General features: G+C 67.7%; 19 protein-coding genes and 1 pseudogene. 15 read left to right on the forward strand and 5 right to left on the reverse strand.

Annotated elements, in window-relative coordinates; genetic code table 11:
• Window positions 1-17 precede the first annotated feature (17 nt).
• The 7 genes from BUS84_RS04120 (at window position 18) to BUS84_RS04150 (ending at window position 7,223) form a co-directional block, all read left to right on the forward strand.
• Window positions 18-1,196: an MFS transporter gene (locus tag BUS84_RS04120; RefSeq protein ID WP_280175126.1), complete on the forward strand. Its 1,179-nt coding sequence runs from the start codon at window positions 18-20 to the stop codon at window positions 1,194-1,196.
• Between the two features lie 48 nt (window positions 1,197-1,244).
• Complete coding sequence (locus BUS84_RS04125; RefSeq protein WP_074308881.1) at window positions 1,245-1,901, forward strand: hypothetical protein; 657 nt, start codon at window positions 1,245-1,247, stop codon at window positions 1,899-1,901.
• Between the two features lie 250 nt (window positions 1,902-2,151).
• On the forward strand, window positions 2,152-2,658 hold the full coding sequence (locus tag BUS84_RS04130; protein ID WP_074308883.1) for a MarR family winged helix-turn-helix transcriptional regulator: 507 nt from the start codon (window positions 2,152-2,154) through the stop codon (window positions 2,656-2,658).
• A gap of 459 nt (window positions 2,659-3,117) precedes the next feature.
• A complete protein-coding gene (locus BUS84_RS04135; protein WP_074308885.1) occupies window positions 3,118-4,386 on the forward strand; it encodes a flavin-dependent oxidoreductase in 1,269 nt (422 codons plus the stop codon).
• A gap of 11 nt (window positions 4,387-4,397) precedes the next feature.
• Window positions 4,398-5,300, forward strand: coding sequence for a dihydrodipicolinate synthase family protein (locus BUS84_RS04140; RefSeq protein ID WP_208869518.1), 903 nt, complete (start codon window positions 4,398-4,400; stop codon window positions 5,298-5,300).
• Entirely contained in the window at window positions 5,300-5,734 is a 435-nt protein-coding gene (locus tag BUS84_RS04145; RefSeq protein ID WP_074308888.1) for a GlcG/HbpS family heme-binding protein, read from the forward strand. The genes BUS84_RS04140 and BUS84_RS04145 overlap by 1 nt, the downstream gene beginning before the upstream one ends.
• A 97-nt stretch (window positions 5,735-5,831) precedes the next feature.
• A complete protein-coding gene (locus BUS84_RS04150; protein ID WP_244298367.1) occupies window positions 5,832-7,223 on the forward strand; it encodes an NAD-dependent succinate-semialdehyde dehydrogenase in 1,392 nt (463 codons plus the stop codon).
• Window positions 7,224-7,350: 127 nt separating this feature from the next.
• Here BUS84_RS04150 and BUS84_RS39525 read toward each other — a convergent pair whose 3' ends face one another.
• The 5 genes and pseudogenes from BUS84_RS39525 to BUS84_RS04170 form a co-directional block, all read right to left on the reverse strand.
• On the reverse strand, window positions 7,351-7,578 hold the full coding sequence (locus BUS84_RS39525; protein WP_244298368.1) for a DUF6745 domain-containing protein: 228 nt from the start codon (window positions 7,576-7,578) through the stop codon (window positions 7,351-7,353).
• 1,090 nt (window positions 7,579-8,668) lie between these two features.
• Window positions 8,669-8,995, reverse strand: coding sequence for a LysR substrate-binding domain-containing protein (locus BUS84_RS39530; RefSeq protein WP_244298369.1), 327 nt, complete (start codon window positions 8,993-8,995; stop codon window positions 8,669-8,671).
• A gap of 267 nt (window positions 8,996-9,262) precedes the next feature.
• Entirely contained in the window at window positions 9,263-10,357 is a 1,095-nt protein-coding gene (locus tag BUS84_RS04165) for an alpha/beta hydrolase (RefSeq protein ID WP_143728220.1), read from the reverse strand.
• 560 nt (window positions 10,358-10,917) lie between these two features.
• Window positions 10,918-11,336, reverse strand: a pseudogene (locus BUS84_RS41130) (transposase); the annotation flags it as partial.
• Window positions 11,337-11,599: 263 nt separating this feature from the next.
• Entirely contained in the window at window positions 11,600-13,273 is a 1,674-nt protein-coding gene (locus BUS84_RS04170; RefSeq protein ID WP_084757170.1) for a M14 family metallopeptidase, read from the reverse strand.
• 301 nt (window positions 13,274-13,574) lie between these two features.
• Here BUS84_RS04170 and BUS84_RS04175 point away from each other — a divergent pair, with 301 nt between their 5' ends.
• From BUS84_RS04175 to BUS84_RS04210, 8 genes are all read left to right on the forward strand, one after another.
• Window positions 13,575-14,813: a Glu/Leu/Phe/Val family dehydrogenase gene (locus tag BUS84_RS04175; protein WP_084757171.1), complete on the forward strand. Its 1,239-nt coding sequence runs from the start codon at window positions 13,575-13,577 to the stop codon at window positions 14,811-14,813.
• Between the two features lie 32 nt (window positions 14,814-14,845).
• On the forward strand, window positions 14,846-16,006 hold the full coding sequence (locus tag BUS84_RS04180; protein WP_208869628.1) for an acyl-CoA dehydrogenase family protein: 1,161 nt from the start codon (window positions 14,846-14,848) through the stop codon (window positions 16,004-16,006).
• 4 nt (window positions 16,007-16,010) lie between these two features.
• Entirely contained in the window at window positions 16,011-18,227 is a 2,217-nt protein-coding gene (locus BUS84_RS04185; RefSeq protein WP_074308898.1) for a thiamine pyrophosphate-dependent enzyme, read from the forward strand.
• Between the two features lie 232 nt (window positions 18,228-18,459).
• The gene (locus BUS84_RS04190; protein ID WP_084757172.1) at window positions 18,460-19,275 is read left to right on the forward strand and encodes an amino acid ABC transporter ATP-binding protein; all 816 of its coding nucleotides are present in this window, start codon (window positions 18,460-18,462) and stop codon (window positions 19,273-19,275) included.
• A 55-nt stretch (window positions 19,276-19,330) separates the two neighbouring features.
• Window positions 19,331-20,221 (forward strand): glutamate ABC transporter substrate-binding protein, encoded by an 891-nt coding sequence (locus BUS84_RS04195; RefSeq protein ID WP_074308900.1) that lies wholly within the window; start codon window positions 19,331-19,333, stop codon window positions 20,219-20,221.
• A gap of 85 nt (window positions 20,222-20,306) precedes the next feature.
• Window positions 20,307-20,957: an amino acid ABC transporter permease gene (locus BUS84_RS04200; RefSeq protein ID WP_425293437.1), complete on the forward strand. Its 651-nt coding sequence runs from the start codon at window positions 20,307-20,309 to the stop codon at window positions 20,955-20,957.
• Complete coding sequence (locus BUS84_RS04205; RefSeq protein WP_074308904.1) at window positions 20,954-21,856, forward strand: amino acid ABC transporter permease; 903 nt, start codon at window positions 20,954-20,956, stop codon at window positions 21,854-21,856. The genes BUS84_RS04200 and BUS84_RS04205 overlap by 4 nt, the downstream gene beginning before the upstream one ends.
• 51 nt (window positions 21,857-21,907) lie before the next feature.
• Window positions 21,908-23,017 carry an IS630 family transposase gene (locus tag BUS84_RS04210; protein WP_143728221.1) on the forward strand — a complete coding sequence of 370 codons (1,110 nt, stop codon included), beginning with the start codon at window positions 21,908-21,910 and terminating at the stop codon, window positions 23,015-23,017.
• Window positions 23,018-23,084: the final 67 nt, after the last annotated feature.

A 23,084-nucleotide genomic window follows, 5' to 3' on the forward strand; every position in this document is an offset into this window, starting at 1 on the left:
GATACCTCGCGCTGGGGATGGGGGTCGGTCCGCTGACGCACTATGCCTTGAGTGCGCTGGGTCCCTTGGTCGTCTCCGACCTCGGGTTGTCGGCGACCGAGTTCGGCGGCCTCTGGCTTGTCGCCTTCGGTACGGCGGCCGCCTGCACCCCCGGATTCGGGCGGCTCACCGACCACCTCGGTGCCCAACGGATGCTTCGGCTCACCTTCGTCTGTGCGGGGGCGGCCATGGTGGCCGTGAGCATGTCGCACTCGCTGGTCCCACTGGTGCTCGGCGTGGGTCTCGCCGGCATGGCGGTCGCCAGCTCCAACCCTGCGACGAACCTCGCGGTGGCCGGCTCGGTGACCGTCGGGCGACAAGGGCTCGTCGTGGGAGCGAAGCAGTCAGGGGTGCAGGCAAGCCAACTGCTGGCAGGTCTCGCCCTCCCAGGACTTGCCGTGGTGCTCGGCTGGCGCGTGGCGATTCTGCTCTGTGGGGCGTTGGCGGTCCTCGGGTTCGCGGCCACCCGATGGGTCGTGGGCCCCGCGGCTCCACGCGCCGCGCGAGCCGGCGCCCCCCGTGCGGCCATGGACCCCAGCGTGTGGTGGTTGGCCACCTACGCGCTGGTGACCGGTGCCGTCATCCAGGCGACGAACGTCTACCTGCCGCTCTATGCCCACGACGTGCTCGGCCACTCGGTGAGCGAGGCCGGGCTGGTCTCGGCCACGCTCGGCGGGACCGGCGTGCTGGCACGCCTTGTGTGGGGGCGGGTGATGGACCGCATCCTCGATACGCCGTCGCTCCTGACCGGGTTGGCGGTCCTGGCGGGCGTGGGCTTGGCGGTATGCGGTCTCGCCGCCGCCGTCAGTGACCTGATGGTCTGGCTGGGTGCCGCGATCTTCGGAGCGAGTGCCTTGGCTGCGAACGTCGTGATCATGATGACGGTGGTGCGCACCGCGCCCAGTGGCTCGGTAGGCCGCGCCACCGGTTGGACCTCACTGGGGCTCTATGCCGGCTTCATGGTCGGGCCGCTCACTTTCGGCATGTTCGTCGACTCGGCGGCCGGCTACCGCGGCGCGTGGTCGTACCTGTGCGCACTGACCGTAATCCTCGTCGTCATCACGGCCTGCTGGAAGCAGTTCGGTAGGCACGCCGATGACGCCAGTGGGTCCGAGGCCGCCCGGGCCGGCGCCGGCGGTGCGCGAGGACCTGGCTAGAGCCGCCTTTTCACACAACGACGCACAACAATCCAAGGAGCTACAACTGTGAGCGCAGCAGTACTTCTCGCGGTCCTCCGCCCGAAGGCCGACGACGTGGACGACTTTTTCACGTGGTACGAGGCCGAGCACGTCACCGGACGACTGGCGATGCCGGGCTTTCTCGACGCCCATAGGTACGTCTCTGAAGACGATCACGACATGGGTTTGGTGATCTACGACCTCGCGAGTCTGGATGTGCTGAGCACGGAGGCGTACCGAGCCCTGCAGGCCAGGACGGCCGCGACCACGCAGACGCGGATGGGGGGACTGGACCAGTTTGTCAGGGTCACGGGGGAAGTCATCCAGGAGCACGGCGACGTCGCCGCTGCGGTACCCCTGCTCTTCGTCGTGGCGTTCTCGGCACCGCGGAGCGACCTGGACGACCTCGACGCGTGGTACCGCGAGGAACACGCACCCATGCTCCTCAAGGCCGCGGCCTGGCGCGGGGTCAGCCTGGTCGATGTGACGGGATCCAACACTCCGTGGACCCGGGTGGCGATCCACCGGCTCGCCGATGCGTCTGCGCTCGAATCGCCGGAGCGCCGTGCAGCGGGGGAGGCGCCGCGGCGACAGCAGCTTGCTGCCCGACCCTGGTTCAACGCCGGCACCCGCTACAGAGTCAGGGCCGTGGATCGTCTGGACTCCGCCTCGAGGCGTCGCTAGACGGGCAGATGTTAACCGTGGGAGGCCTCCGATAAAGTCAGCAGGGCGCCCCAGGAGGCGAATATGACGCCTGGCCGCGCATTCGCGATCGCGAACGTGTAGGGACACGTTCGCGACCGACCGGCCACGATTTAGAAGCGTAGGTATAGCTGTGGCTCGTCGAACAGTACGGAACCCAGGGCGCGTAGGCCGCGGCGTCGCCGCCACCATCTCCGCGCTCAGGGGCGGCCCTGGCGGAACCCCCGCCGAGGTGGATGCCTACTTCGAGGGTGTCGCACGCGCTCGCTACATCATCCGGCGCACCTTCCGGATCTTCGACGAGGTGGCCCGCAACTCGGACCTCGAGCCGCTTCAGCACCAGGCGCTCATCCAGATCCTCGGTGGCGGCGTCACCGAGGGAGCCCTCCCCGTGAGCCGGATCGCCGAGCGCCTCAACGTCACGAGTGCCTTCGCGTCGCGACTCGTCCAAGACCTCGAGGCCAAGGAGTTGGTCGTCCGGCGTCCCTCGGAAGTGGACCGCCGGGTCATCCTGGTGGAGGCGACTGCGCACGGTCGCCGGTGCCTCACGACGGTGTCCGACGGCGTCCGGCGCGACGTGGCCTACTTCCAGTCGCACTTGACGGAGGAAGACCGCGCGGCTGCCCTGACCGTCATGGCGTTCTACGTCGGCGTGCCGCTCAACGACGACGACCTGGAGTCCATCAGGAGCCTCGTCCAGTCGGCCATCCACGCACAGCGAGAGGCGGCCGCGAGATGAGTGTTCCGGCCTGAGACCTTGGAGAGCGGCTGGCGGCTGGTCGAGCGCCGAGTGCGGCGTGAGCCTGGTGTCGTAGGCGTGTAGCCGGGCGGACATGGCGGCGCTCGGGCGGTCCGCGAGGGAGACGGCTTGGCGTAGGGCCGCGTTCCGGCGGCGACGGCGCGATCGCCCCTGCCCTGCTGACGCCCGCGAACGCGCCAGCCGCCGTTGTCGAAACGTTGCCCAGCTCCGAAGCTCGGCCCACCGCTTCGCCGCGGTCGGCTGACGTGGAACCGCTGCCGGGCTCGACGCTGCGGCCAGCCGTCCTTCACGGCGTAGCGGGCCAGAGGTAGACGCATCCGTCTCGCGGACCGGTGCCGCACACCTATTTCGCCGCTCCTCACCTCTTGACCCTCCTCATCCAGATACTTAATCTAGGTAACGTACAAAGGTCAGTGATTTCCTCCATAGGAGCGCTGGATGACCCATGCAACGAAGGACACCGAGGTTCTGATCGTCGGTGCAGGAGCGGGTGGCCTGATCCTCGCCCTCAGCCTCAAAGAGATCGGCATACAGTGCCGCGTGTACGACGCGGTGCCCGAGCTGACGGCCGTGGGTGTCGGTATCAACCTGCTTCCCCACGCCGTTCGTGAACTCGACGAACTCGGCCTGGTGCCGGCGCTTGACGAAGTCGGTATCCGCACCAAGGACGCGTCCTACTACAACCGGTTCGGCCAGCACATCTTCACCGAGCCCGCAGGCGAAGCGGCCGGCTACCCGTGGCCGCAGTTCTCTCTACACCGCGGTGACATGCAGATGGTGTTCCTGAACGCCGTGCGCGAGCGGCTCGGCGAGGACAGCGTCGTCACCGGTCACCGACTCACCCACGTCGACCTCGGTGACGACACGGTCACCGCCCACTTCATCGGGCCGAACGGCGAGGACCTTCCCTCTGTCCGCGCCTCGGTCCTTGTCGGAGCCGACGGCATCAAGTCCGCGCTGCGCAAGCAGTTCTATCCGGACGAGGGCGACCCCCTCTACTCCGGCCTCACCATCTGGCGCGGCGCGACCCCCATGCCGCCCTTCCTGAGCGGAGCCAACACCGTCCGCATGGGCTGGATGAGCGTCGGCAAGCTCATGGTGTACCCGATCAGGAACAACATCGATGGCCAGGGCAACCAGCTGATGAACTTCGTCGCGACCCTGGAGCGGCCCCGACCCGACTTGTACGACTGGAACGCCAAGGGCAGGCTCGAGGACTTCTTCCCAACCTTCAAGGACTGGCACTTCGACTTCCTCGACGTGCCTGGCATGCTCCAGAAGACCGACCCGATCCTGATCTACCCCATGGTGGACCGCGACCCACTTCCCACGTGGACCTTCGGTCGCGCGACGTTGCTGGGTGACGCCGCCCACCCGATGTACCCGCGAGGCTCCAACGGCGCAGGCCAGGCGATCCTCGACGCACGGATCCTCGCCGGCAGCTTCAAGCGCCATGGCGTGACCGACGAGGCACTCCACGAGTACGACGTCACGCGTGTCGAGGCGACGGGCAAAGTCGTCCGCATGAACCGGGCCAACCCGCCAGACGCCATCCTGCGCGAGGTGCACGAGCGCAGCGGTGACAAGCCGTTCGAGCGCCTGAGCGACATCGTCTCCGACGAGGAACTGCGTGCGATCACGGAGCGGTACAAGACCGTCGCGGGCTTCCAGGTCGACCAGCTCAAGCGGAGGCGGTCGCTCGTATGACAAGCACCGTCATGACCATCCCCGGTCTCGTGGTTCCCCCGCTGACTCCGTTCACCGCAGAGCTGACCGTGGACTACGACGCGCTGAAGCACGGTGTCGACTACGTGGTGAAAGACTGTGACGCTGCCATGGTGATCGCGGCGGGCGTCGAGGCGCAGGAGTACCAGTACCTCGACCTCCCGCAGCGGCGGGAGCTGATCCGCAAAACGATCGAGTTCGTCGATGGGCGCCGACCGGTCGTGGTCGGCGTCTCCCACCCGTCGTTCAAAGTCAGCATCGACCTCACTCACTTCGCAGAGGAGCTGGGCGCAAGCGCCGTGCAACTGCTGGCGCCGCTTCGGCCCTTCGGCGGCGAGCCTTCACCCCGGGATCTGGAGCGCTACGTCGACGCCGTGGCCGGCGAGACATCGCTGCCGCTCATGCTCTACCTCAACGCCGGAGCCGGAGCCACCGTGTCCCCCGAAGCGACCATCGCGCTCGCGAGCCGGGACAGCATCGGGTTCGTCAAGGAGAGTTCACGCGATCTCTCAAGAGTGTCGCGGCTGATCGAAGAAATTGACCAGGCCGGCCTGGCGCACTACTTCACCACCGTGCAGATGATGCTGATCAGCCTTCAGCTCGGCGGATCCGGTGTGACGCTGCCGCCGCCCGCCGCGAAGATCGCATCGCTGATCCTGCAGTCGTTCCTCAAGGGCGACGTTGCCGAGGCGGTACGGCTACAACGGCAGTTCTCGCTGTATCCGGCGAAGTGGATGCGATACGGCCTGACACCAACGATGAAGGCGTCGCTGAATCTTCTGGGCGTGCCAGCCGGTGCCCCGTACCCGCCGTACTCGCCGGTGACCGGAGAGGACCTCGACGACCTGCGTGCCTTCCTCACGACGACCGACCTAGAGATAGTGGAGGAACTCTGATGCTGACCGTCATCAGGCTCGGACGAGACGACGCCGCCGTACTCGTGGAGGGCGCGCGTCAGGCCGCCGTCGACCTGGGCATCCCGATGAGCATCGCGGTGACCGACGAAAGCGGACACCTGATCATGTTCGAGCAGATGGACGGCGCCAAGGTGAGCAGCATCGCCACCGCGATCGACAAGGCCTTCACCGGTGCCGCCGCTCGCAAGGGGACCCATATCTACAACCAGCTCTGTGTCCCCGGGGAGCCGACCTTCGGCATCCACAACACGAACGGCGGTCGTTTCTCCGTGATCGGCGGTGGACTCCCCGTCGTCGTCGACGACCAGGTGGTCGGCGGCATCGGCATCAGCTCCGGAACCGCGGGGGAGGACCTCGAGGTGGCCCAGGCTGCCGTCAACCACTTCATGAAGTTCCATGCCGACCGTGGTTGAGAGCCCCGGGACCCAGCACTTAGTGGACGGTACCGCAGAGGCGAAGCGCCTCCTTCTGTCCTCCGTGCCCACCGGGTCGTTCATCGGCGGACAGTGGGTGAGCACGGACGCCACGTTCGATGTGCGGAATCCTTCCACGGGCCAACCGCTCGCGGCAGTGACCGACGCCGGTCCGGCCCACGGCATGGATGCCCTGGCCGCGGCGTCGCGAGCGCAGGACCGCTGGGCCGCCGTTCCACCACGGACCCGGGGCGAGATCCTGCTCCGGGTGCACGACCTGCTCCATAAGCGGGCCGACGACTTCGCCATGCTCATGGCACTGGAGATGGGAAAGACCATCTCCGAGGCCCGGGGGGAGGTCGGCTACGGCGCCGAGTTCTTCCGGTGGTTCTCCGAGGAGGCCGTCCGCGTCGGTGGCGGATATTCGCAGTCGCCCACGGGCGGCAGTCGGATCCTCACCATACGCCAGCCGGTCGGGCCGGTTCTCGCCATCACGCCGTGGAACTTCCCGCTCGCCATGGGCGCTCGCAAGATCGCGCCCGCGTTGGCAGCCGGATGCACCGTTGTGGTCAAGCCCTCCGAGCTCGCACCGTTGACCACTCTTGCGTTGGCGCAGGTCCTCGTCGAGGCCGGCGTGCCCGACGGCGTGGTCAACGTCGTGACAACCAGCCGGGCCGGCGGTGTCGCCGAGCCGCTCATTCGGGATCAGCGCCTGCGTAAGTTGACGTTCACCGGCTCAACTGCTGTCGGCAAGCGCCTGATCGCCCAGTCAGCAGACTCCGTGCTGCGCGTGTCCATGGAGCTGGGAGGAAACGCCCCGTTCATCGTCTTCGACGATGTCGACCTGGACGCTGCGGTGGAAGGTGCCCTTCTCGCCAAGATGCGCAACGGCGGCCAAGCCTGTACTGCGGCGAACCGCTTCCTCGTGCACGAGGCCGTCGTCGAGCAGTTCTCGCAGCGCCTAGCCGACCGAATGAGCGCTCTCCTCGTCGGATCAGCGACCGACGAGGAGACGCAGGCCGGCCCACTGGTCAGCGAGGCCGCGGTGCGGAAGGTGGAGCGGCTGGTCTCCGACGCGGCGACGGAGGGAGCCCGGGTTCTGACCGGGGGCTGCCGACTCGAGAGTGAAGGCTTCTTCTACGCGCCGACCGTGCTGATCGATGTGCCGGTCGACGCACGGCTGCAGTCGGAGGAGATCTTCGGTCCGGTCGCTCCGATCACCAGCTTTTCCGACGACGAGCAGGCAACAGCTCTTGCCAACGACACACAGTATGGCCTCGCCGCCTACATCTTCACCCGCGACCTGAATAAAGCGATCCGGCTGGCTGAGCGGCTTGAAACGGGAATGGTCGGTATCAACCAGGGAGTGATCTCCAACCCGGCCGCGCCGTTCGGTGGTATGAAGGCGTCGGGCCTCGGTAGAGAGGGTGGAACCCAGGGAATCGAGGAATATCTCGAGAGCAAGTACGTGGGAATCGCCTTTTCCTAGCCTGCCCGCGACGTCTCGTGCGTGCTCTTTCCGTGGGTGAAAAGCGTAGGGGAAGCGGCTGGCTGGTGGACGGCGGTGCCGGCCGGGCCTGATGGGAGCCCTGGACCCGGCCGGCTATCGGCTCAGGTCACAGTTTCAGGAGCGGGTGCCAGCCGCCGCGGTAGCGCACACCACGAGGTCGCAGTCGGACCGGCTCGTGCACCATTGCGGAGACCGGCTCGGTTTGGATCTCCGAGGGCCGGTCCACCACGACGCAGACGTCCTCGCCCGGCCACCACCAGCCGCAGGAGCGGGCCAGGTTGGCCCACGCGTCGAGGTGCTCGGCCTCGTCCGGCCCGTACCGGGGCAAGACCAAGCCGATGCAGCGTGTCGTAGTAGGCGACCCAGGACGCTTCCTGCTGGCCGTACCAGCAAACGGGGACCGGACCGCTGCCGGCCAATGCGGCACGCACGGGTAGGTAGTACCCGTGCGCGAGGCTCCGGTGCAGTGCCGTGCGTACGCCTTGGTGCAGCACGACACCGAGCGGAAGGCCGCTGTCGAGCGCGTGTAGCGGCGGCAGTTCGGACCATGGTTCTTTGATCTTGCCCGCGCGCATCGGTGACAGCTCCGGGTCAATGTAAGTGACGCTCGCGCTCAGCGCGCCAGGGAGCTGGGAGGTAACCATGGCGAGATCGCTCGCCATTGGTGGTGTTCCGCGCGGCCGAGGGTCGCGGAACCACTCGTAGAGTTGGTCGAGGGTGGGCCATCCGGTGATCAGGGGAGCATGCCTTGTCGGGCGACTCGACACATTCAAATCGGGGTCGCGGCCGCTTCATTCTGGCGTAAGTGGCGGTCAAACAGCGTTCGGCGGTCGGCTTGTCAGCCGGTTCTGTGGACAAAGCGTGGCCAAGCCCGCTCCTGCCAGATCCCGACGGCCTGCTGCCACAGGTCACGAACGTCGTTGTTGCTTTAGACGGCCTGTGCAGGCATCGCGGCGTCGTTGCACCGCGCGGGGGCGCTCATCACGCCTGGGCGTCGCCGCCCTGCCGTGAAGAGATCATCAGTGACTATGACCCACCACGCGACACAGACGCAAGCGGCTTCGAAAGCCATCTGGGGAAGGAGCCTGGGGTGAAGTGATCGGTCGCGGCTCGATAGCTTTGCCGCAGCGCGTGAGGAGCGAGCCGGAACGGCGCTGACGGCTGGTGGGTCCTTGGCGTCCCGCTCGGGTCAGAACGTCCTGGGCCGGAGGCGGTCAGCGTGCCCGACGGCGGTCGGGCATGTGATCCGGACCCGACTCAGGTGAGCTTGTGCGCCTAATCTGTCACGGCGGCCAGAAGGGCGGTCAGGGCGGGAGCCGGCGGGGTGTCTCGGGTGACCACGACCAGACGGCGCCTGAGGTTGGCTTCGGCAACGTCACGGACAGCGAGAGCAGGGTCGTTGGCCGGTAGGGTCAATGCCGGCATCAACGCGACGGCTCCCGTGACGGGGACGAGTTCGAGTTGAACGTCGCGTCGTTGGAGCGGTGCAGCAGGTCGGACTGGTATCCGCCGAGGGACCGGCAGATCCCGACGACCATGGCGTGATGGCCGGTCCCCTCGGCAGAGGTGGCCCAGACGTCGGACCGCAGCAAGGCGACCGCGACAGGTTCTCCTGGCCCGGCCAGCGGGTGCGTCGCTGGCAACACCACCTTCAGTGGCTCCTCATGCAGGAGTACGAAGCGCAGCCCTGCCGGGCGGGGCCGTGGATGCCCGTCATACTCGTCGCCGATCACGAGGTCGACCGCACCCAAGCGCAGGCCGGGTAGGGGCCTGTTCGAGCTCGAAGATCTCCGCGCGCCTGGGGATGGTCGACCATCATGCGGGCCACGGCCGGCACCAACAGGCGACGGGCCGCCGACTGCAGTGACGCCTGGCGCCGTTGTCGCGCCGACGAGTCGGACAGCAGCGGACCGCCGTCGCTCAAGGCAGGCGCCGGCCGTGCGACGGATCGGCATGCCCGGGCTCGACAACGGCGGTCCACTGGCCGGCCCCGGTCGGAGCAACCAGGGGTGGTTCGATCAGAGGCCCAGGCTCTTCAGCCAGCTCACTTCGGCTTCGAGTACGGCCTCGGGGTTCTCGTTGAGGCTGTGGCTGCCGCCGGGGATCTCCACGAACTTGATGCTCGGGACCAGCGAGCCCTCGGAATTGGCCTCGGCCAGTAGCCAGTTGGGCTCGAAGTCCCGGATGGTGGTGTCCTGGTCGCCACGCATCATGAGGATGGGGACGGGAATGCGCTTGATCCAGTAGGTGCCGTCCGCGGCGCTGGTGGCCTCCCACCGGTAGGACAGGAAGTGCTGCCCGGTCACCGGTCCAGTCCGGCTCGGACTCCCGCCGCCGCCGCGCATCTCGGTCGGCAGGATCTCGTCAACTCGTCCCGCCGCCAGGAACTGCATCGACTCGTTGAAGAGCTGGTTGTAGTTCTGCTCGTCTTGGGTGAGGAGATGACGCGACTTCCACGGCAGTTTGGCGAACATCGACGGTAGGATGACTCCGCGAATGCGGGGGTCCCAGTTCGTGGCGGCGTAGAACTGGACCTGGATGTTGCCGAGGCTGCGACCGTTCAGGACGATCTTCTTGTATCCCAGGTCGACGGCGGTGAAGAAGGCTGCCTCGATGTCCTTCCGGATGTCGAAGAAGTTGTCTGTCTCGCCGTTGTCGTCGTGTTGCCGGGTGTTGATCGCCAGTACGGCGTAGCCCGCCGCCGACAACCCTGGCATCTCGAATCCCAGGTAGTTTCCGCCGCTGCCGTGGACCCTGAGCACCAGCGTGGTGTCGCTCGGCTTCTTGTTACTGGGTTCGAAGAGTACGGCGTCGACCTTGAACCCGTCGATGGCGTCGATGGTGAGGAACTGCTGCCGTGCGTTCTTCGGCGCCACGAAGTCGTCGGGCACCCAACCGGGCCTGGAGGTCGTCCGGTAGGTGATCGCCGCGACGGACTTGCCGCCATGACCGGCGGCGGCCATGTCCGCCTGGCCCTCGGGCTGGAGTTGGCCCTCGGCGACGCCACCCCCTGCCATCGCCGGGCTCGCGGTGGCGCCAATCGCTGCCGCCGTAGCCGTTCCCGCGGCCGCCCCGAGGAAACTCCGGCGGGTCAGATCGTGTGCTTTGCCCATTCTTCTCCTTCTTCCGTCCCTGGCACTCGCGCCCGGGTGTGCGGACAGGCGGGACCGGATCTACAGGCCAAGCTCTTTGGTTGCATCCGACGGCTGCGGATCGTCGTCGGTTTTGGCGATCGACTGAGGCGGTTGCCGGCCTGGGGGCTGCCGGGTGAGCGCCGTGTTGTTCGGTCACCGGGGTTCCGCCGAGGTGTGGACCTCCTTAGGTAGATCCGATGGCGCTAACTCTACACTGAGGTGTAGTACCTAGATCAATGACTTATGTTGATGACTGCAGTTACGTTATCGATTCGATGGTCGTCGCCAGACACTCTCTGTCCCTTGCGGACGGCGACCGCACCTTAGTTGCACCTCGGTCGCGCCGCGGTGCTCGTGGGGCGTGGCCGACGCCCCCCGGGGGCGACCCCTGGCCTGCCGCCCGGTAGTTGCCAACCGGGCAGAACGTTGATGACGTCCGGCGAAGGTTCGTCCGCCCCGGCCGAGGCGTCCATGCTCTGGACCCACGCCGACGAGGTCAACAACGCGCTGCTCGCCTTCCTCGCCAGGTGATGGCCTCGCCGCCGCTGGTACGAACTCGGCCGCTCGACGGGGCGCCTCGACCGTGCCGCTGAACTCGCTCCCTTGGCGGCCCGGCCGGCGACCTGGTCCGATCGTTCAGGGATGACGTGGCGGATGCCGCGTTGTCGCAACGCTCGGCGAGTCGAGTCGTGGGCGTAGCCCTTGTCCGCGATCAGCACCTCGGGCAGCTTGCGGGGCCGTCCCGGTCCCGGCTCGTTGACGCAGATCGCGTCCAGCAGCGCCAACGGTTGCTGTTGTCGCCGGCCTGGCCTGGGGTGAGCAAGACCGACAGCGGGCGTCCGCGTCCGTCGACGGCGAGGTGGGCCTTCGTGCTCAGTCCTCCGCGGGATCGGCCGATGGCCTCGCCATCTTGCGCACCAGGTGTCGCTGGACTTGTCGGGAGCCCCTTTTGGCGGGCGCGTTGACTGACGCTGAGTGGGAAGCGCTGTCGCGATACGTGGCGTGAGCGGTGACCGGTCGCCCGAGGGCCGATGATGGGCACGTGTTCAGGGCGATCCTCGGGCCGGCGGGCGTGGATGTTCTGGTAGGGGAGCGGGTCGGCGATGGCCGGAAGCTGCCGCCGGGCTTGGGGCCCGAGACCGGGGAGCCGGGTGGGAGCAGCCGGCCCAGTCGGCCGGAGCCGACTGGGCCAGATCTGGAGCGTGCGGGAAACCCCACCCGCTAAGGGCTCGGCACGGATGACGGTCGCAGGGTGGAACAGTCATCCACGGGTGTGGCCTCGATCTCGTTGGAGCCGGCGGCCCGCGCGTCGACCATCATCGGGATCACCGCGGAGGAAGCCTGCCACATGGGTACGAATGCCTCGTATCCCGGTACCGAGGTCTCCTGGCTTACCACGTTGAACAGGTCCGCCCACTGGGCCCGGTCCGCCGCCTGCTCGCCGGTGAGCAGGTATCCGCATGGGACGCGCATGATGAACGCGTCCGGCGGCAGCGGCTCCGAGGATTCGGAGTTCCCGGTGAAGAAGTAGGGGCCGGCCTGGGTGTAACCCATCTCGATGTTCCGCCGGTCGGCGTTGACGGCGGCCGCCGCCATCTCGTCGCGCTGCGCGCGATGCTGCCGGATCGTCTCGTGGATGGTCAGGGCTTGGACCTTCACCCGCCGCAGCTGCGAGGACTGCTGCGTCTCCCCCTCCGCGGTCAGCACCGAGGTGTTCGTCTCGCTGATCACGCCGTTCAGGTTGCGCATCATTGCGCCGTTGGTCAGCGTGGTGTTCTCCGCCGTGCCCGGGTTTGCCAGGTACGGGCCGGTGGTGAAGCCCGCTGCCTCCACTCGTGGGCGGACCCAGTCGAGGCCCCACGACCGGCCGTACGCACGGACCTCCTCGTCGATGACCATGTGCCGTCCCCAGATGACCTCAAGGTGCGGGCGGGTCTGGCCGGACATCTCGTGCAGGTCGTGGACGATCTCGGGACGGGCGTCCCGCATCACCTTGGCGATCATGCGGGTCTCCGGCTCCTCCAGCCGCAGGTGGTCACGGTTGAGGTCCACATCGTTGGCGTTGCGCCGGGTGTTTGCCGCGCTCCCGTCCGGGTTAGCCGACGGGATGACCAGAACGGTGTTCTCCGCGAGGTAGTCACGGGTGCGCGCGTCCGAACTCAGCGCCAACCGACGCGCCTGCTCGAAGCACGCCTGACGGCCGGACGGCTCGTTGCCGTGCTGCGAGCAGACCAGCAGCACTGTGTCGCCATCGAGGTCCGCATACGACCGCGATGCGCCGGCGCCGATCGTGAGCAGGTTGTACGGCCGGCCGTTCACCGTCTCGCCGAGGACCGTCAGGCTGGTCCGGGAGGACCCGGCCGCCACGGCGGCGAGGAAGGACTGCTCCTGCTCGAAGGTGGTCCACGTCGTTCCCTCGGTGGACTCGAACCCGGTCGGCAGGCCATGATCCTCGATGGTCACGCCGCTGCGGACGTCTCCCTTAGCGACCACCTTGCCGTCCTCGCCGACGACCCGGACCCGCAGGTCATACTCGCCGGCCCCGGTTCCCAAGGGGGCCTCCGCCAGCACGGTCACCGGACCCGCAGCGACCACTTGGTTCAGCGCCTCGGTGGCTACCTTCAGCGGTATCCATTCTTTCCTGCCGGACACCGCCCGGATCTCCGCGGTGAGCGTCCCCGCCCGCAGCACCTCGACATCGATGTCGAACCCCTCGCCAGCCTGAGCCGCCGCCGCACCGGAGGATGACGGATACACCACGGTGACGCCCTCCTTGGGCGCACTGGCTGTGGCGGAGGCGGCGGGTGCCATGCCCCCGACGGACAGCACCCCGGCGCCGAGCACAGCCAGCGAGCTTCGGTATAACGCCGTACTTCGCAGCTTGGTGAAACTCATCAGTGCCGCCTCCTACGTCTGGCATTAACGGACATGCCTTACCTGGTTCGCGAGACTCGGCCCCACGTATTTGAACGTCTTGGCGGGGGAGGAACGTGCGCCTGGGACGCCAGACCGTTCGAATGCCGTCCCGACGAATAGTCGGGCTGCTCTGTTTCCAGGAAGGTTGGTGTGACGCTAGCCACGGCCCGGGCGGACCCACAAGGGGTGGCGCTGCGGTCAAGGCCAAGAATGTCTGTCGGTGACACAAACGAAATGGTGCGCCAACGGCCTTGGCAGTGCGCTTGGAGACTGTGATGGTATGGCAACGGCCGCTATCAGGGCGGGGCGGGGCGTGTCTTCGCGGCAGGCATACGGTCCGAGTGAAGGGTCCATTTACGTGACATCCGACATCTTCTCGTTGATGGATGAGTGGGGTCCGGAGAAGATCGTGTGCGTTTCCAGCACCCGGACCGGCATGAAGGGCGCGCTGGTGATAGACAACACCTCGCGCGGTATGGGCAAGGGCGGGACCCGTATGGCTCCCGACGTAACCGTTGAGGAGATTTCCCGGCTGGCTCGGGTCATGACGTGGAAATGGGCCGGCGTCGACCTGTTCTTTGGTGGCGCGAAGGCGGGAATTGTGTCCGATCCGGCCGGCCCGGACAAGGAGTTGGTGTTGCGTTCCTTCGTTCGCGCGCTGGCGAACGAGGTGCCGAAGGAGTACGTGCTCGGCCTCGACATGGGCCTTACGGAGCGCGACGCGGCGATCGTGCAGGACGAACTCGGCGACCGGGGCGCCGCCGTCGGCAGCCCGCACGACCTCGGGGGGGTGCCGTACGACGAGCTCGGCCTGACCGGATTCGGGGTGGCCGAGGCGGCGGACGCGGCGGGGGAGTGCCTCGGTTTTAGCCTTCGCGGTGCCAGGGTGGTCGTCCAAGGGTTCGGGGCGGTCGGATCGGCGGCGGCGAGGCGGCTCACTGAACTCGGCGCGGTCGTGGTCGCCGTCTCCACCGTCCACGACGCGCTGTACGACCCCGACGGCCTGGACATCGGCGCCCTGCTTGAGTTGCGGGCCGAGCGTGGTGATGCGGCGGTCAAGGAGTACGACGGCGGGACGATCATCCCGGTTGGGGACGAACTGCTGGTTCCGGCCGACATTCTGGTGCCCGCCGCGATCCAGGACGTCATCGACGTGGCTACCGCCACGCGGGTCAAGGCGCGGCTCGTGGTCGAGGGCGCGAATCTACCCACCGACCCGGCCGCGCAGGAGGTGCTCCGCGAGCGTGGCATCGCCGTCGTACCCGATTTCATCGCCAACGCCGGCGGGGTCGTGGCGGCCGCCTACGCGATGGAGGCGAGACGATCCCCTTTCCGCCCGGACCCCGGCGCCATCTACACCTACATCTCGGAGAAGCTGCGCAGTAACACCGCGCAGGTGCTCGCCGATGCCCGCCGGCTGGGCATCACCCCGCACGCCACGGCGCGTTGCCTCGCCGAACGGCGGATCCGCGCGGCGATGGAGCTGCGGGGACGGGTATGGCGTGGTGGCGCGCGGTGAGTGGGGGCGCAAGCATGTCGCCAGCCACGACGGTGACCCCGGACGCGCTGTTCGCCATCGACTCGCTCCTGACCGAGGAGGAGCTGGCGATCCGGGAGACGGTGCGCCGCGTCGTCGACGACCACGTCCGGCCACACGTAGCCGGCTGGTACGAATCCGGCGACCTGCCGGCCCGCGAGCTGGCCCGCCTGCTCGGGTCTGCCGGCCTGCTCGGGATGCATCTGCGAGGCTACGGCTGCGCTGGCACGTCTGCCACCGCGTACGGCCTCGCGTGCTTGGAACTGGAGGCGGGCGACTCGGGGGTGCGCTCGCTGGTCAGCGTGCAGGGCTCGCTGGCCATGTACGCCATTCACACGTACGGCGACGAGGCGCAGAAGGCGTACTGGCTGCCACGGATGGCCAGCGGCGACAGCATCGGATGCTTCGGGCTCACCGAGCCCGACGCCGGCTCGGACCCGGCCGGTATGCGCTCGACTGCGAAACGGCACGGCACTGACTGGATCCTCGACGGTACCAAGATGTGGATCACGAACGGCTCGGTCGCCGACGTCGCCGTCGTGTGGGCGCGCGCCGACGACGGGATCCGGGGGTTCGTCGTACCGACCAACACTCCCGGCTTCACTGCAAATGCGGTGAAGTCCAAACTATCGCTACGCGCCTCGGTCACCAGTGAGCTGGTCCTCGACGGGGTCCGGCTGCCCGCCGCGGCGCTGCTGCCCGGTGCGCGAGGGCTGTCCGGCCCGCTCGGATGCCTGTCCGAGGCGCGTTTCGGCATCATCTTCGGTGCGATGGGAGCCGCGCGGGATTGCCTGGAGGCGGCCATCGGCTACGCGCTGAGCCGGGAGCAGTTCGGCCGGCCGATCGCCGCGTTCCAGCTGACCCAGGCGAAGCTCGCCGACACGGCGCTCGAACTCGGCAAGGGAATGCTGCTCGCGCTGCATTTGGGCCGGCTCAAGGACGCCGGCCGGCTTGCACCTGAGCAGGTGAGCGCTGGCAAGCTCAATAACGTGCGGGAGGCGCTCGGCGTCGCCCGCGAATGCAGGAGCATCCTGGGAGCCAATGGGATCATGCTCGATTACTCGCCCCTGCGGCACGCGTGCAACCTCGAGTCGGTCCTGACCTACGAGGGCACCAGCGAGATCCATACCCTCGTGGTCGGGCACGCCCTCACCGCACTCCCGGCCTTCCGCTGACGGCATGACCGAGCCAATCGACGCGCACTTCCTGCGGATCGTACCGCGCCTGGTCTGCGGCACGTCCGCCCCGTCACAGCCGCTGCCCTGGGCGGGTTCCATTCTGGACGCCGACAGGTGCCTTGAGCTGTTCGACGCGCAACTCGGCAGCCGGCACTTGGACCTGGCCGCACGCTGGTTGCAGGGCCAGGGCAAGGGGTTTTACACGATCGGGTCGTCCGGACACGAGGGCAACGCCGCCGTCGCCGCCGCGCTGCGGCCCACCGACCCGGCACTGCTGCACTACCGCTCCGGTGCCTTCTATCTGGAGCGGGCCCGCCAGGTGCCGGGCCAGGACCCGCTGCGGGATGTGCTGCTGGGCGTCGTCGCCGCGGCCGCCGAGCCGATCTCCGGTGGGCGGCACAAGGTCTTCGGCCATCAGGGGCTCGCCGTGATCCCGCAGACCTCCACGATCGCCTCGCACCTGCCGCGGGCCGTCGGCGTCGCGTTCGCCATCGAACGCGCGCGGAAGTTGGGGGTCGCCAGCCCATGGCCGCGCGATGCGCTAGCGGTGTGTAGCTTCGGGGACGCGTCGGCGAACCACTCCACCGCGCTGGGGGCGATCAACGCCGCAGCGTACTGCGCGTACCAGGGTCAGTCGCTGCCTTTGCTGCTGCTCTGCGAGGACAACGGGCTTGGCATCAGCGTCCCCACACCGGCGGGATGGATCGGGTCGGCGCACGGCAACCGCGCCGGCCTGAAATACTTCGAAGCCGACGGCGGCGACCTGACCGCCGTGTTCGACGCGGCGTTGGCGGCCGGGCAGTGGGTCCGTACCCGCCGCGCCCCGGCGTTCCTGCACCTGCGGACGGTGCGGTTGATGGGGCATGCCGGATCGGACGTCGAACACGCCTACCGCAGCCAGCGGGAGATTGCCGCGGACTACGGGCGCGACCCCCTGGTCAGGACGGCCGAGCTGCTCATCGGAGCCGGGCTGCTCACCCCCAATGAGGTCCTCGCGCGCTACGAGGCGAAGCGGGTCGAGGTGCTGGCCATCGCCGCGGAGGTCGCCAAGGCACCGAAGCTCGGATCGGCCGAGGAGATCATGGCCCCACTCGCGCACCACGTCGCGGCGAACGTGACGGCTGTGGCCACGGCGCCGGCCCCGCGCGACGGGCGGTGGCGGATGTTCGGTGGCACGCTGCCGGAGTCGGAGGGACCGTTGACGCTCGCCCAGGCGATCAATCGCGCGCTGCTCGACGTGCTGGCCTACCATCCACAGTCGATGGTGTTCGGCGAGGACGTCGGGCGCAAGGGCGGCGTGTACGGCGTCACCCGCGGGCTCGGCAAGCGGGCCGGCCGGGCGCGGGTCTTCGACACGCTGCTGGACGAGCAGAGCATTCTCGGCCTCGCCCTCGGTGCGGGGATCTCCGGACTCCTGCCGATCCCGGAGATTCAGTACCTGGCGTATCTGCACAACGCGGAGGACCAGTTGCGCGGTGAGGCCGCGACGCTTCCGTTCTTCTCCGCCGGCCAGTACCACAATCCTATGGTCCTACGCATTGCCGGATACGGATATCAAAAGGGTTTTGGCGGGCACTTCCACAACGACAACTCGCTGGCCGTCCTCCGGGATATCCCGGGGCTCGTCGTGGCGTCCCCGGCACGGCCGGACGATGCCGCGGCCATGTTGCGGACCTGCGCGGCAGCGGCAAGTCTGGATGGGCGCACCTCCGTCTTCTTGGAGCCGATCGCGCTGTACCACACCCGGGACCTGTTCGCGGACGGCGACGGGGAATGGTTGGTACGGTACGCCGGCCCGCGGGAGTGGGCGGCGACCGATGCACCGATCGGCCGGGGACGCACGCACGGCGACGGCGGCGAATTGACGCTGGTCACCTTCGCCAACGGCCTGCACATGAGCCTGCGGGTCGCGCGCCGGCTCGAACGCGCGGGAGTTGGCTGCCGGGTGCTCGACCTGCGGTGGTTGGCACCGTTACCGGTCGAGGATCTGATGCGGGAGGCCGAGGCCACCGGCCGCGTCCTCGTAGTGGACGAGACGCGGCGCTCGGGCGGCGTCTCGGAAGGGGTCGTCACGGCGCTCGTGGATCGCGGGTTCCGGGGCGCGATCAGCCGGGTGACGAGCGAAGACAGCTTCATCCCGCTGGGCGCTGCGGCGCTGCGCGTGCTGCTATCCGAGGCCGCCATCGAGAAGGCGGCGATGGAGCTGGTTGGCTCCTGACCGACCCGTTGCCGCACCGGCACCGCCAGCAGCGAAAGAGTTTCTGACGCTGTGCATAAGAGAAGCAATGCCGACACCGTCTACCGGAACTCTTAGCGGTACGCCACGCTCATCACAAGGTCATGTTTCAGCCCCCGTGAGACGCAGGCCCTTCGCTTTCGTGAAAGAAGAACAAGAATGCACAGCTTCCTACACCCAATCCGATTAGAGTTCGCACACTCCCAGAAGTGCCATGGCGGATAAGCTGAATGACGCGGTGAACCGTGTGATTGCTGGCGGAGCCGCCGACTGGCCGCAGGCTGGCGTCAGCGGCCCGCCCCTGGTCGAACTGGAAAAGGTGAACAAGCGGTTCGGCGACCTGCACGTGCTTAAAAATATCGATCTGGCCGTGTTCGCCGGAGAGGTCGTGGTCATCATCGGCCCGTCCGGGTCGGGCAAGTCCACGCTGTGCCGCACCATCAACGGACTGGAGGCTCACGACTCCGGGACGATCTGCATGGCGGGCAAACCGTTGCCCACCGACGGCAGGAATCTGGCCAGGCTGCGCGCCGATGTCGGGATGGTCTTCCAGTCGTTCAACCTGTTCGCGCACAAAACGGTGCTGGAGAACGTCACCCTGGGCCAGATCCGGGTGCGCCGGCGCAAGAGGGCGGAAGCCGAGCGGCGCGGCATGGCGTTGCTCGATCGCGTGGGCGTTGCCGAGCAGGCCGGCAAGTATCCGGCCCAACTCTCCGGCGGCCAGCAGCAGCGGGTCTCCATCGCCAGGGCGCTGGCCATGGATCCGAAGGTGATGCTCTTCGACGAACCGACCTCGGCACTCGACCCAGAAATGATCAACGAGGTGCTCGGCGTCATGACCGCGCTGGCCGGCACCGGCATGACCATGCTCGTCGTCACCCATGAGATGGGTTTCGCCCGGCGCGCCGCCGACCGGGTCGCGTTCATGGCCGACGGCGAGATCGTCGAGTCCGGCGCTCCCGAGCGCTTCTTCGATTCCCCGACGAGCGAGCGGGCTAGGGATTTCTTGTCCAAGGTCCTGACCCACTGACCCGGCGCCAGTGGGCGCGGGGCCCAGCCGATCCGTGATTCGAGAAAGGAGCACGATGGGTATACGACGCGTATCCATCCTGGCCGTCGTGACCGCGGCCAGCCTGGCCATCGCCGCCTGCGGGGGTGGCGGCGATCCGGCGGCGGGACCGGTCGCCGACGCACCGCAGTTCCCGGCCGGGTCCACGATGGCCCGGATCGCCGAGGCCGGCACCCTGAGGGCGGGCGTCAAGTTCGACCAGGCCGGCTTCGGTATGACGGGCCTGTCGGACAAGCCGGCCGGGTTCGAGGTCGAACTGGTCAAGATGATCGCCGCGAAGCTGGGCGTCAAGGAGGAGAACATCCAGTACACCGAGGCTCCGGCCCGGGTCCGCGAGGAGATCATCGAACGCAAGGAGGTGGACCTCGTCGCGGCCACGTACACCATCAACGACGAGCGCAAGAAGCGGATCTCGTTCGCCGGGCCGTATTACCTGGCGGGTCAACAGGTGATGGTCGCCAAGGACGACAACAAGATCGACGGGCCGCAGGCCCTGCGGAACGACACGGCTGCCAAGGTGTGCTCCACCGAGGGCTCCGTCCCCTCAGAGAGGATCAAGCCGTACCTGGCCAACCCGGACCAACTGGTCCTGTTCGACGTGAACTCCAAGTGCGCGGACGCGCTGCGCACCGGGCAGATCCGGGCGGTGACGTCCGACAACGTCATCCTCCTGGGCCTGGTCAGCAAGTCCAACGGCGCCTTCAAGCTCGTGGGTGAGCGCTTCAGCGACGAGCCGTACGGCATCGGCATCGCCAAGGGCGACGTGCAGTTCTGCGAGTTCATTAACCAGGTGCTGAGGGAAGCGGCGCAGTCCGGCGCGTACGAGAAGGCCTGGACCTCCACGGCCGGCAAGCTCGCCGACAACGTCGAGACGCCGGCACTGCCCAGCATCGGCACGTGTAGCTGATCATCGTGTGGCGGGGCGGGGGCCGGGTCAGGCCCCCACCCGATCCACGTCGATGCCTGGACGATCGACGGCGGAGGTCCGGTACGTGGACGCGTTCACCGACAACATCGACCTTTTCTGGTCCGGGTACCTGCGCTCGGTCGGCATCTGCCTGTGGGCGCTGGTCGGCTCGCTCGCCCTGGGCTTGGTGCTGGCCGCGATGCGGGTATCACCGATCCCACCGCTGCGCGCCCTCGCCGCAGGATTCGTCAACGCGCTACGCAACACACCACTCGCGCTGGTCCTGTTCTTCATGGCGTTTGGCCTGCCCGAACTCGGTATCAATGCCTCGTACTACCTGTTCGCCGTGGCCGGGTTGATTCTCTACACCGCCGCCTTCGTGTGCGAGGCGGTCCGCTCCGGCATCAACACCGTGCCCGCGGGCCAGGCCGAGGCGGCCCGATCGATCGGGATGACGTTCGCCCAGAGCCTGTCGACCGTGGTGCTCCCGCAGGCGGTGCGAACGGTCGTACCGCCGCTGGCCAGCGTGATCATCGCGATGTTCAAGAATTCCGCCGTGGTGGGTGCGTTCGGCGTCGGGCGGGACCTGTTCTCGGTGAGCGGCACGCTCACCAGCGCGCAGGGCTATCCGAACCTGCCGGTGCTGACCGGCGTCGCCGTGGGATACCTCGCCATCACCATCCCCGCCGCGCTCCTCCTCCACGTGATCGAACGAAGGGTGGCGTTTACACAATGAGCGCGGCACCAAGCATCCTCTACGACGAGCCCGGGCCGCGGGCCCGCCGCCGGATTCGCGTTAGCAGCGCCGCGGCCGTGGTGGTCATCCTCATCGCGCTGGCCGTCGCTGCCCTGCGCCTGCGCGACGGGGGGCAGTTCGCGGCGGAGAAGTGGAGCCCGCTGTTCGACCCCGACGATGAGAGCTTCGCGGCGGTGTGGCAGATCATCGGCCGCGGCCTGCGGCGCACGCTGGTCGCAGCCGCGCTCGCCATCGCGTGCTCGCTGGCCGTCGGTACCCTGATCGCGGTCGCCCGGTTCATGCTCGGGCGCGCCGGCCGGATCCTGCTCGTCGGTTTGGTCGAGCTGCTGCGTGGCCTGCCCGTCGTCATCACCATCTACTTCGCCGCGCGCGTGCTGCCCGACCTCGGCCTGACGTTCGCCAACGCACCCGGTGGTCGCTTCCTGTGGTACCTGGTCATCGGGCTGACCGCCTACAACGGCGTGGTCATAGCGGAGATCATCCGCGCCGGCGTGCAGGCGCTCCCGCGCGGGCAGTGTGAGGCGGCGTCGGCGATCGGCCTGTCCCGGTGGCAGACCCTGCGCCTCGTACTGTTGCCACAGGCCTTCCGCGTGATGCTGCCCGCCCTGATCAGTCAGGTCGTCGTGGTGCTCAAGGACACCTCGCTCGCGGCGCTGATCCTCGGTCAGTACCCCGAGTTGCTGCGCTCGGGCAACCTCGCCGTGCAGGAGTTGGGCAACCCCATCCAGATGTTCCTGGTGATCGCGGTCATGTACGTCGCCGTCGGGTACGCGCTGTCGAGGCTGGCGCAGTACACCGACCGTCGCCTGTCGCGGCCGGAACGGCGGGCGCGGCGATCGGTGTCTGGACCGCTGAGCGTAGCCGGCGCGGCCAAGTAGGTACCAGCCGTCTAGTGTCCTGAGTCGTTGGTTCATTGCTAGATTGATGGCGTGGGTGATGGTCGTGGTCCGAAGTTGGCGTTGCTGGCGTTGACCGCTGAGGAGCGGGACGTGTTGCAGGGCTGGGCTCGTCGTGGAAAGACGGCGCAGGCGTTGGCGTTACGGGCGCGGATCGTGTTGGCGTGCGCGGATGGCCTGTCCAACAGCGAGGTATCACGGCAGCTCGGGGCGTCGCTGCCGACGGTTGGTAAGTGGCGCAAGCGGTTCATCACGCAGCGACTGGCAGGGCTGCAGGACGAGCCTCGTCCTGGCGCGCCGCGGAAGATTACCGACGCGCAGGTCGAGGCGGTCATCGTCAAGACCCTCGAAGAGGCGCCGTCCAACCGGGATAGCCACTGGTCGACCCGGTCGATGGCGAAGGCGGCCGGGCTCAACCAGACGGCCGTGTCGCGGATCTGGCGGGCGTTCGGGCTCAAACCGCACCTGGTTGACACCTGGAAGCTGTCCACCGATCCGTTGTTCATCGACAAGGTTCGTGACGTGGTCGGGTTGTACCTCGATCCGCCGGACAAGGCGATGGTCCTCGCAGTCGACGAGAAATCCCCGATGCAGGCCCTCGATCGCACCGCGCCGATGCTGCCGATGATGCCGGGCGCGCCTGAGCGCCGCACCCACGACTACGTGCGGCACGGCACCGTGAGCCTGTTCGCCGCGCTGGACATCGCCACCGGCAAGGTGATCGGCCAGCACCAGCGTCGGCACCGCCATCAGGAGTTCCTGCGCTTGCTCAAGACCATCGACGCCAGCACGCCGCCCGAGTTGGACCTGCACCTGATCTGCGACAACTACGCCACCCACAAGACCCCGGCGATCCGCGCCTGGCTGGCTGCACATCCCCGCTTCCACCTGCACTTCACACCAACCTCCGGCAGCTGGCTCAACCTGGTCGAACGCTGGTTCGCTGAACTGACCAACCGCAAGCTCCGCCGCTGCACGCACCGCAGCGTCAAAGCCCTCGAAGACGACGTCAACGCCTGGATCGCGGCATGGAACGACGACCCGAAACCCTTTGTCTGGACCAAAACCGCCGACCAGATCCTCGACAACCTCGCCAACTACTGCGCCCGGATCAATAAAGCTTCCAACGACTCAGGACACTAGTAGTGCTTGTTAGGTCGGCATGTCGTGGGTCGTCGCGAGCTTGGCGGTAGTGTCATCGTCCGGTGAC

It is taken from the genome of Micromonospora cremea, assembly GCF_900143515.1.
Taxonomy (GTDB): domain Bacteria; phylum Actinomycetota; class Actinomycetes; order Mycobacteriales; family Micromonosporaceae; genus Micromonospora; species Micromonospora cremea.

What these genes read in the sequence shown, in the direction of transcription:
- BUS84_RS04205 (WP_074308904.1), top strand. Translation starts at nt 20,954, where the DNA reads ATGAGCGCGGCACCAAGCATCCTCTACGACGAGCCCGGGCCGCGGGCC.
- BUS84_RS04170 (WP_084757170.1), bottom strand. Translation starts at nt 13,273, where the DNA reads ATGAGTTTCACCAAGCTGCGAAGTACGGCGTTATACCGAAGCTCGCTG.
- BUS84_RS04135 (WP_074308885.1), top strand. Translation starts at nt 3,118, where the DNA reads ATGACCCATGCAACGAAGGACACCGAGGTTCTGATCGTCGGTGCAGGA.
- BUS84_RS04195 (WP_074308900.1), top strand. Translation starts at nt 19,331, where the DNA reads ATGGGTATACGACGCGTATCCATCCTGGCCGTCGTGACCGCGGCCAGC.
- BUS84_RS04140 (WP_208869518.1), top strand. Translation starts at nt 4,398, where the DNA reads ATGACCATCCCCGGTCTCGTGGTTCCCCCGCTGACTCCGTTCACCGCA.
- BUS84_RS04185 (WP_074308898.1), top strand. Translation starts at nt 16,011, where the DNA reads ATGACCGAGCCAATCGACGCGCACTTCCTGCGGATCGTACCGCGCCTG.
- BUS84_RS04120 (WP_280175126.1), top strand. Translation starts at nt 18, where the DNA reads ATGGGGGTCGGTCCGCTGACGCACTATGCCTTGAGTGCGCTGGGTCCC.
- BUS84_RS04175 (WP_084757171.1), top strand. Translation starts at nt 13,575, where the DNA reads ATGGCAACGGCCGCTATCAGGGCGGGGCGGGGCGTGTCTTCGCGGCAG.
- BUS84_RS04190 (WP_084757172.1), top strand. Translation starts at nt 18,460, where the DNA reads ATGGCGGATAAGCTGAATGACGCGGTGAACCGTGTGATTGCTGGCGGA.
- BUS84_RS04145 (WP_074308888.1), top strand. Translation starts at nt 5,300, where the DNA reads ATGCTGACCGTCATCAGGCTCGGACGAGACGACGCCGCCGTACTCGTG.
- BUS84_RS04165 (WP_143728220.1), bottom strand. Translation starts at nt 10,357, where the DNA reads ATGGGCAAAGCACACGATCTGACCCGCCGGAGTTTCCTCGGGGCGGCC.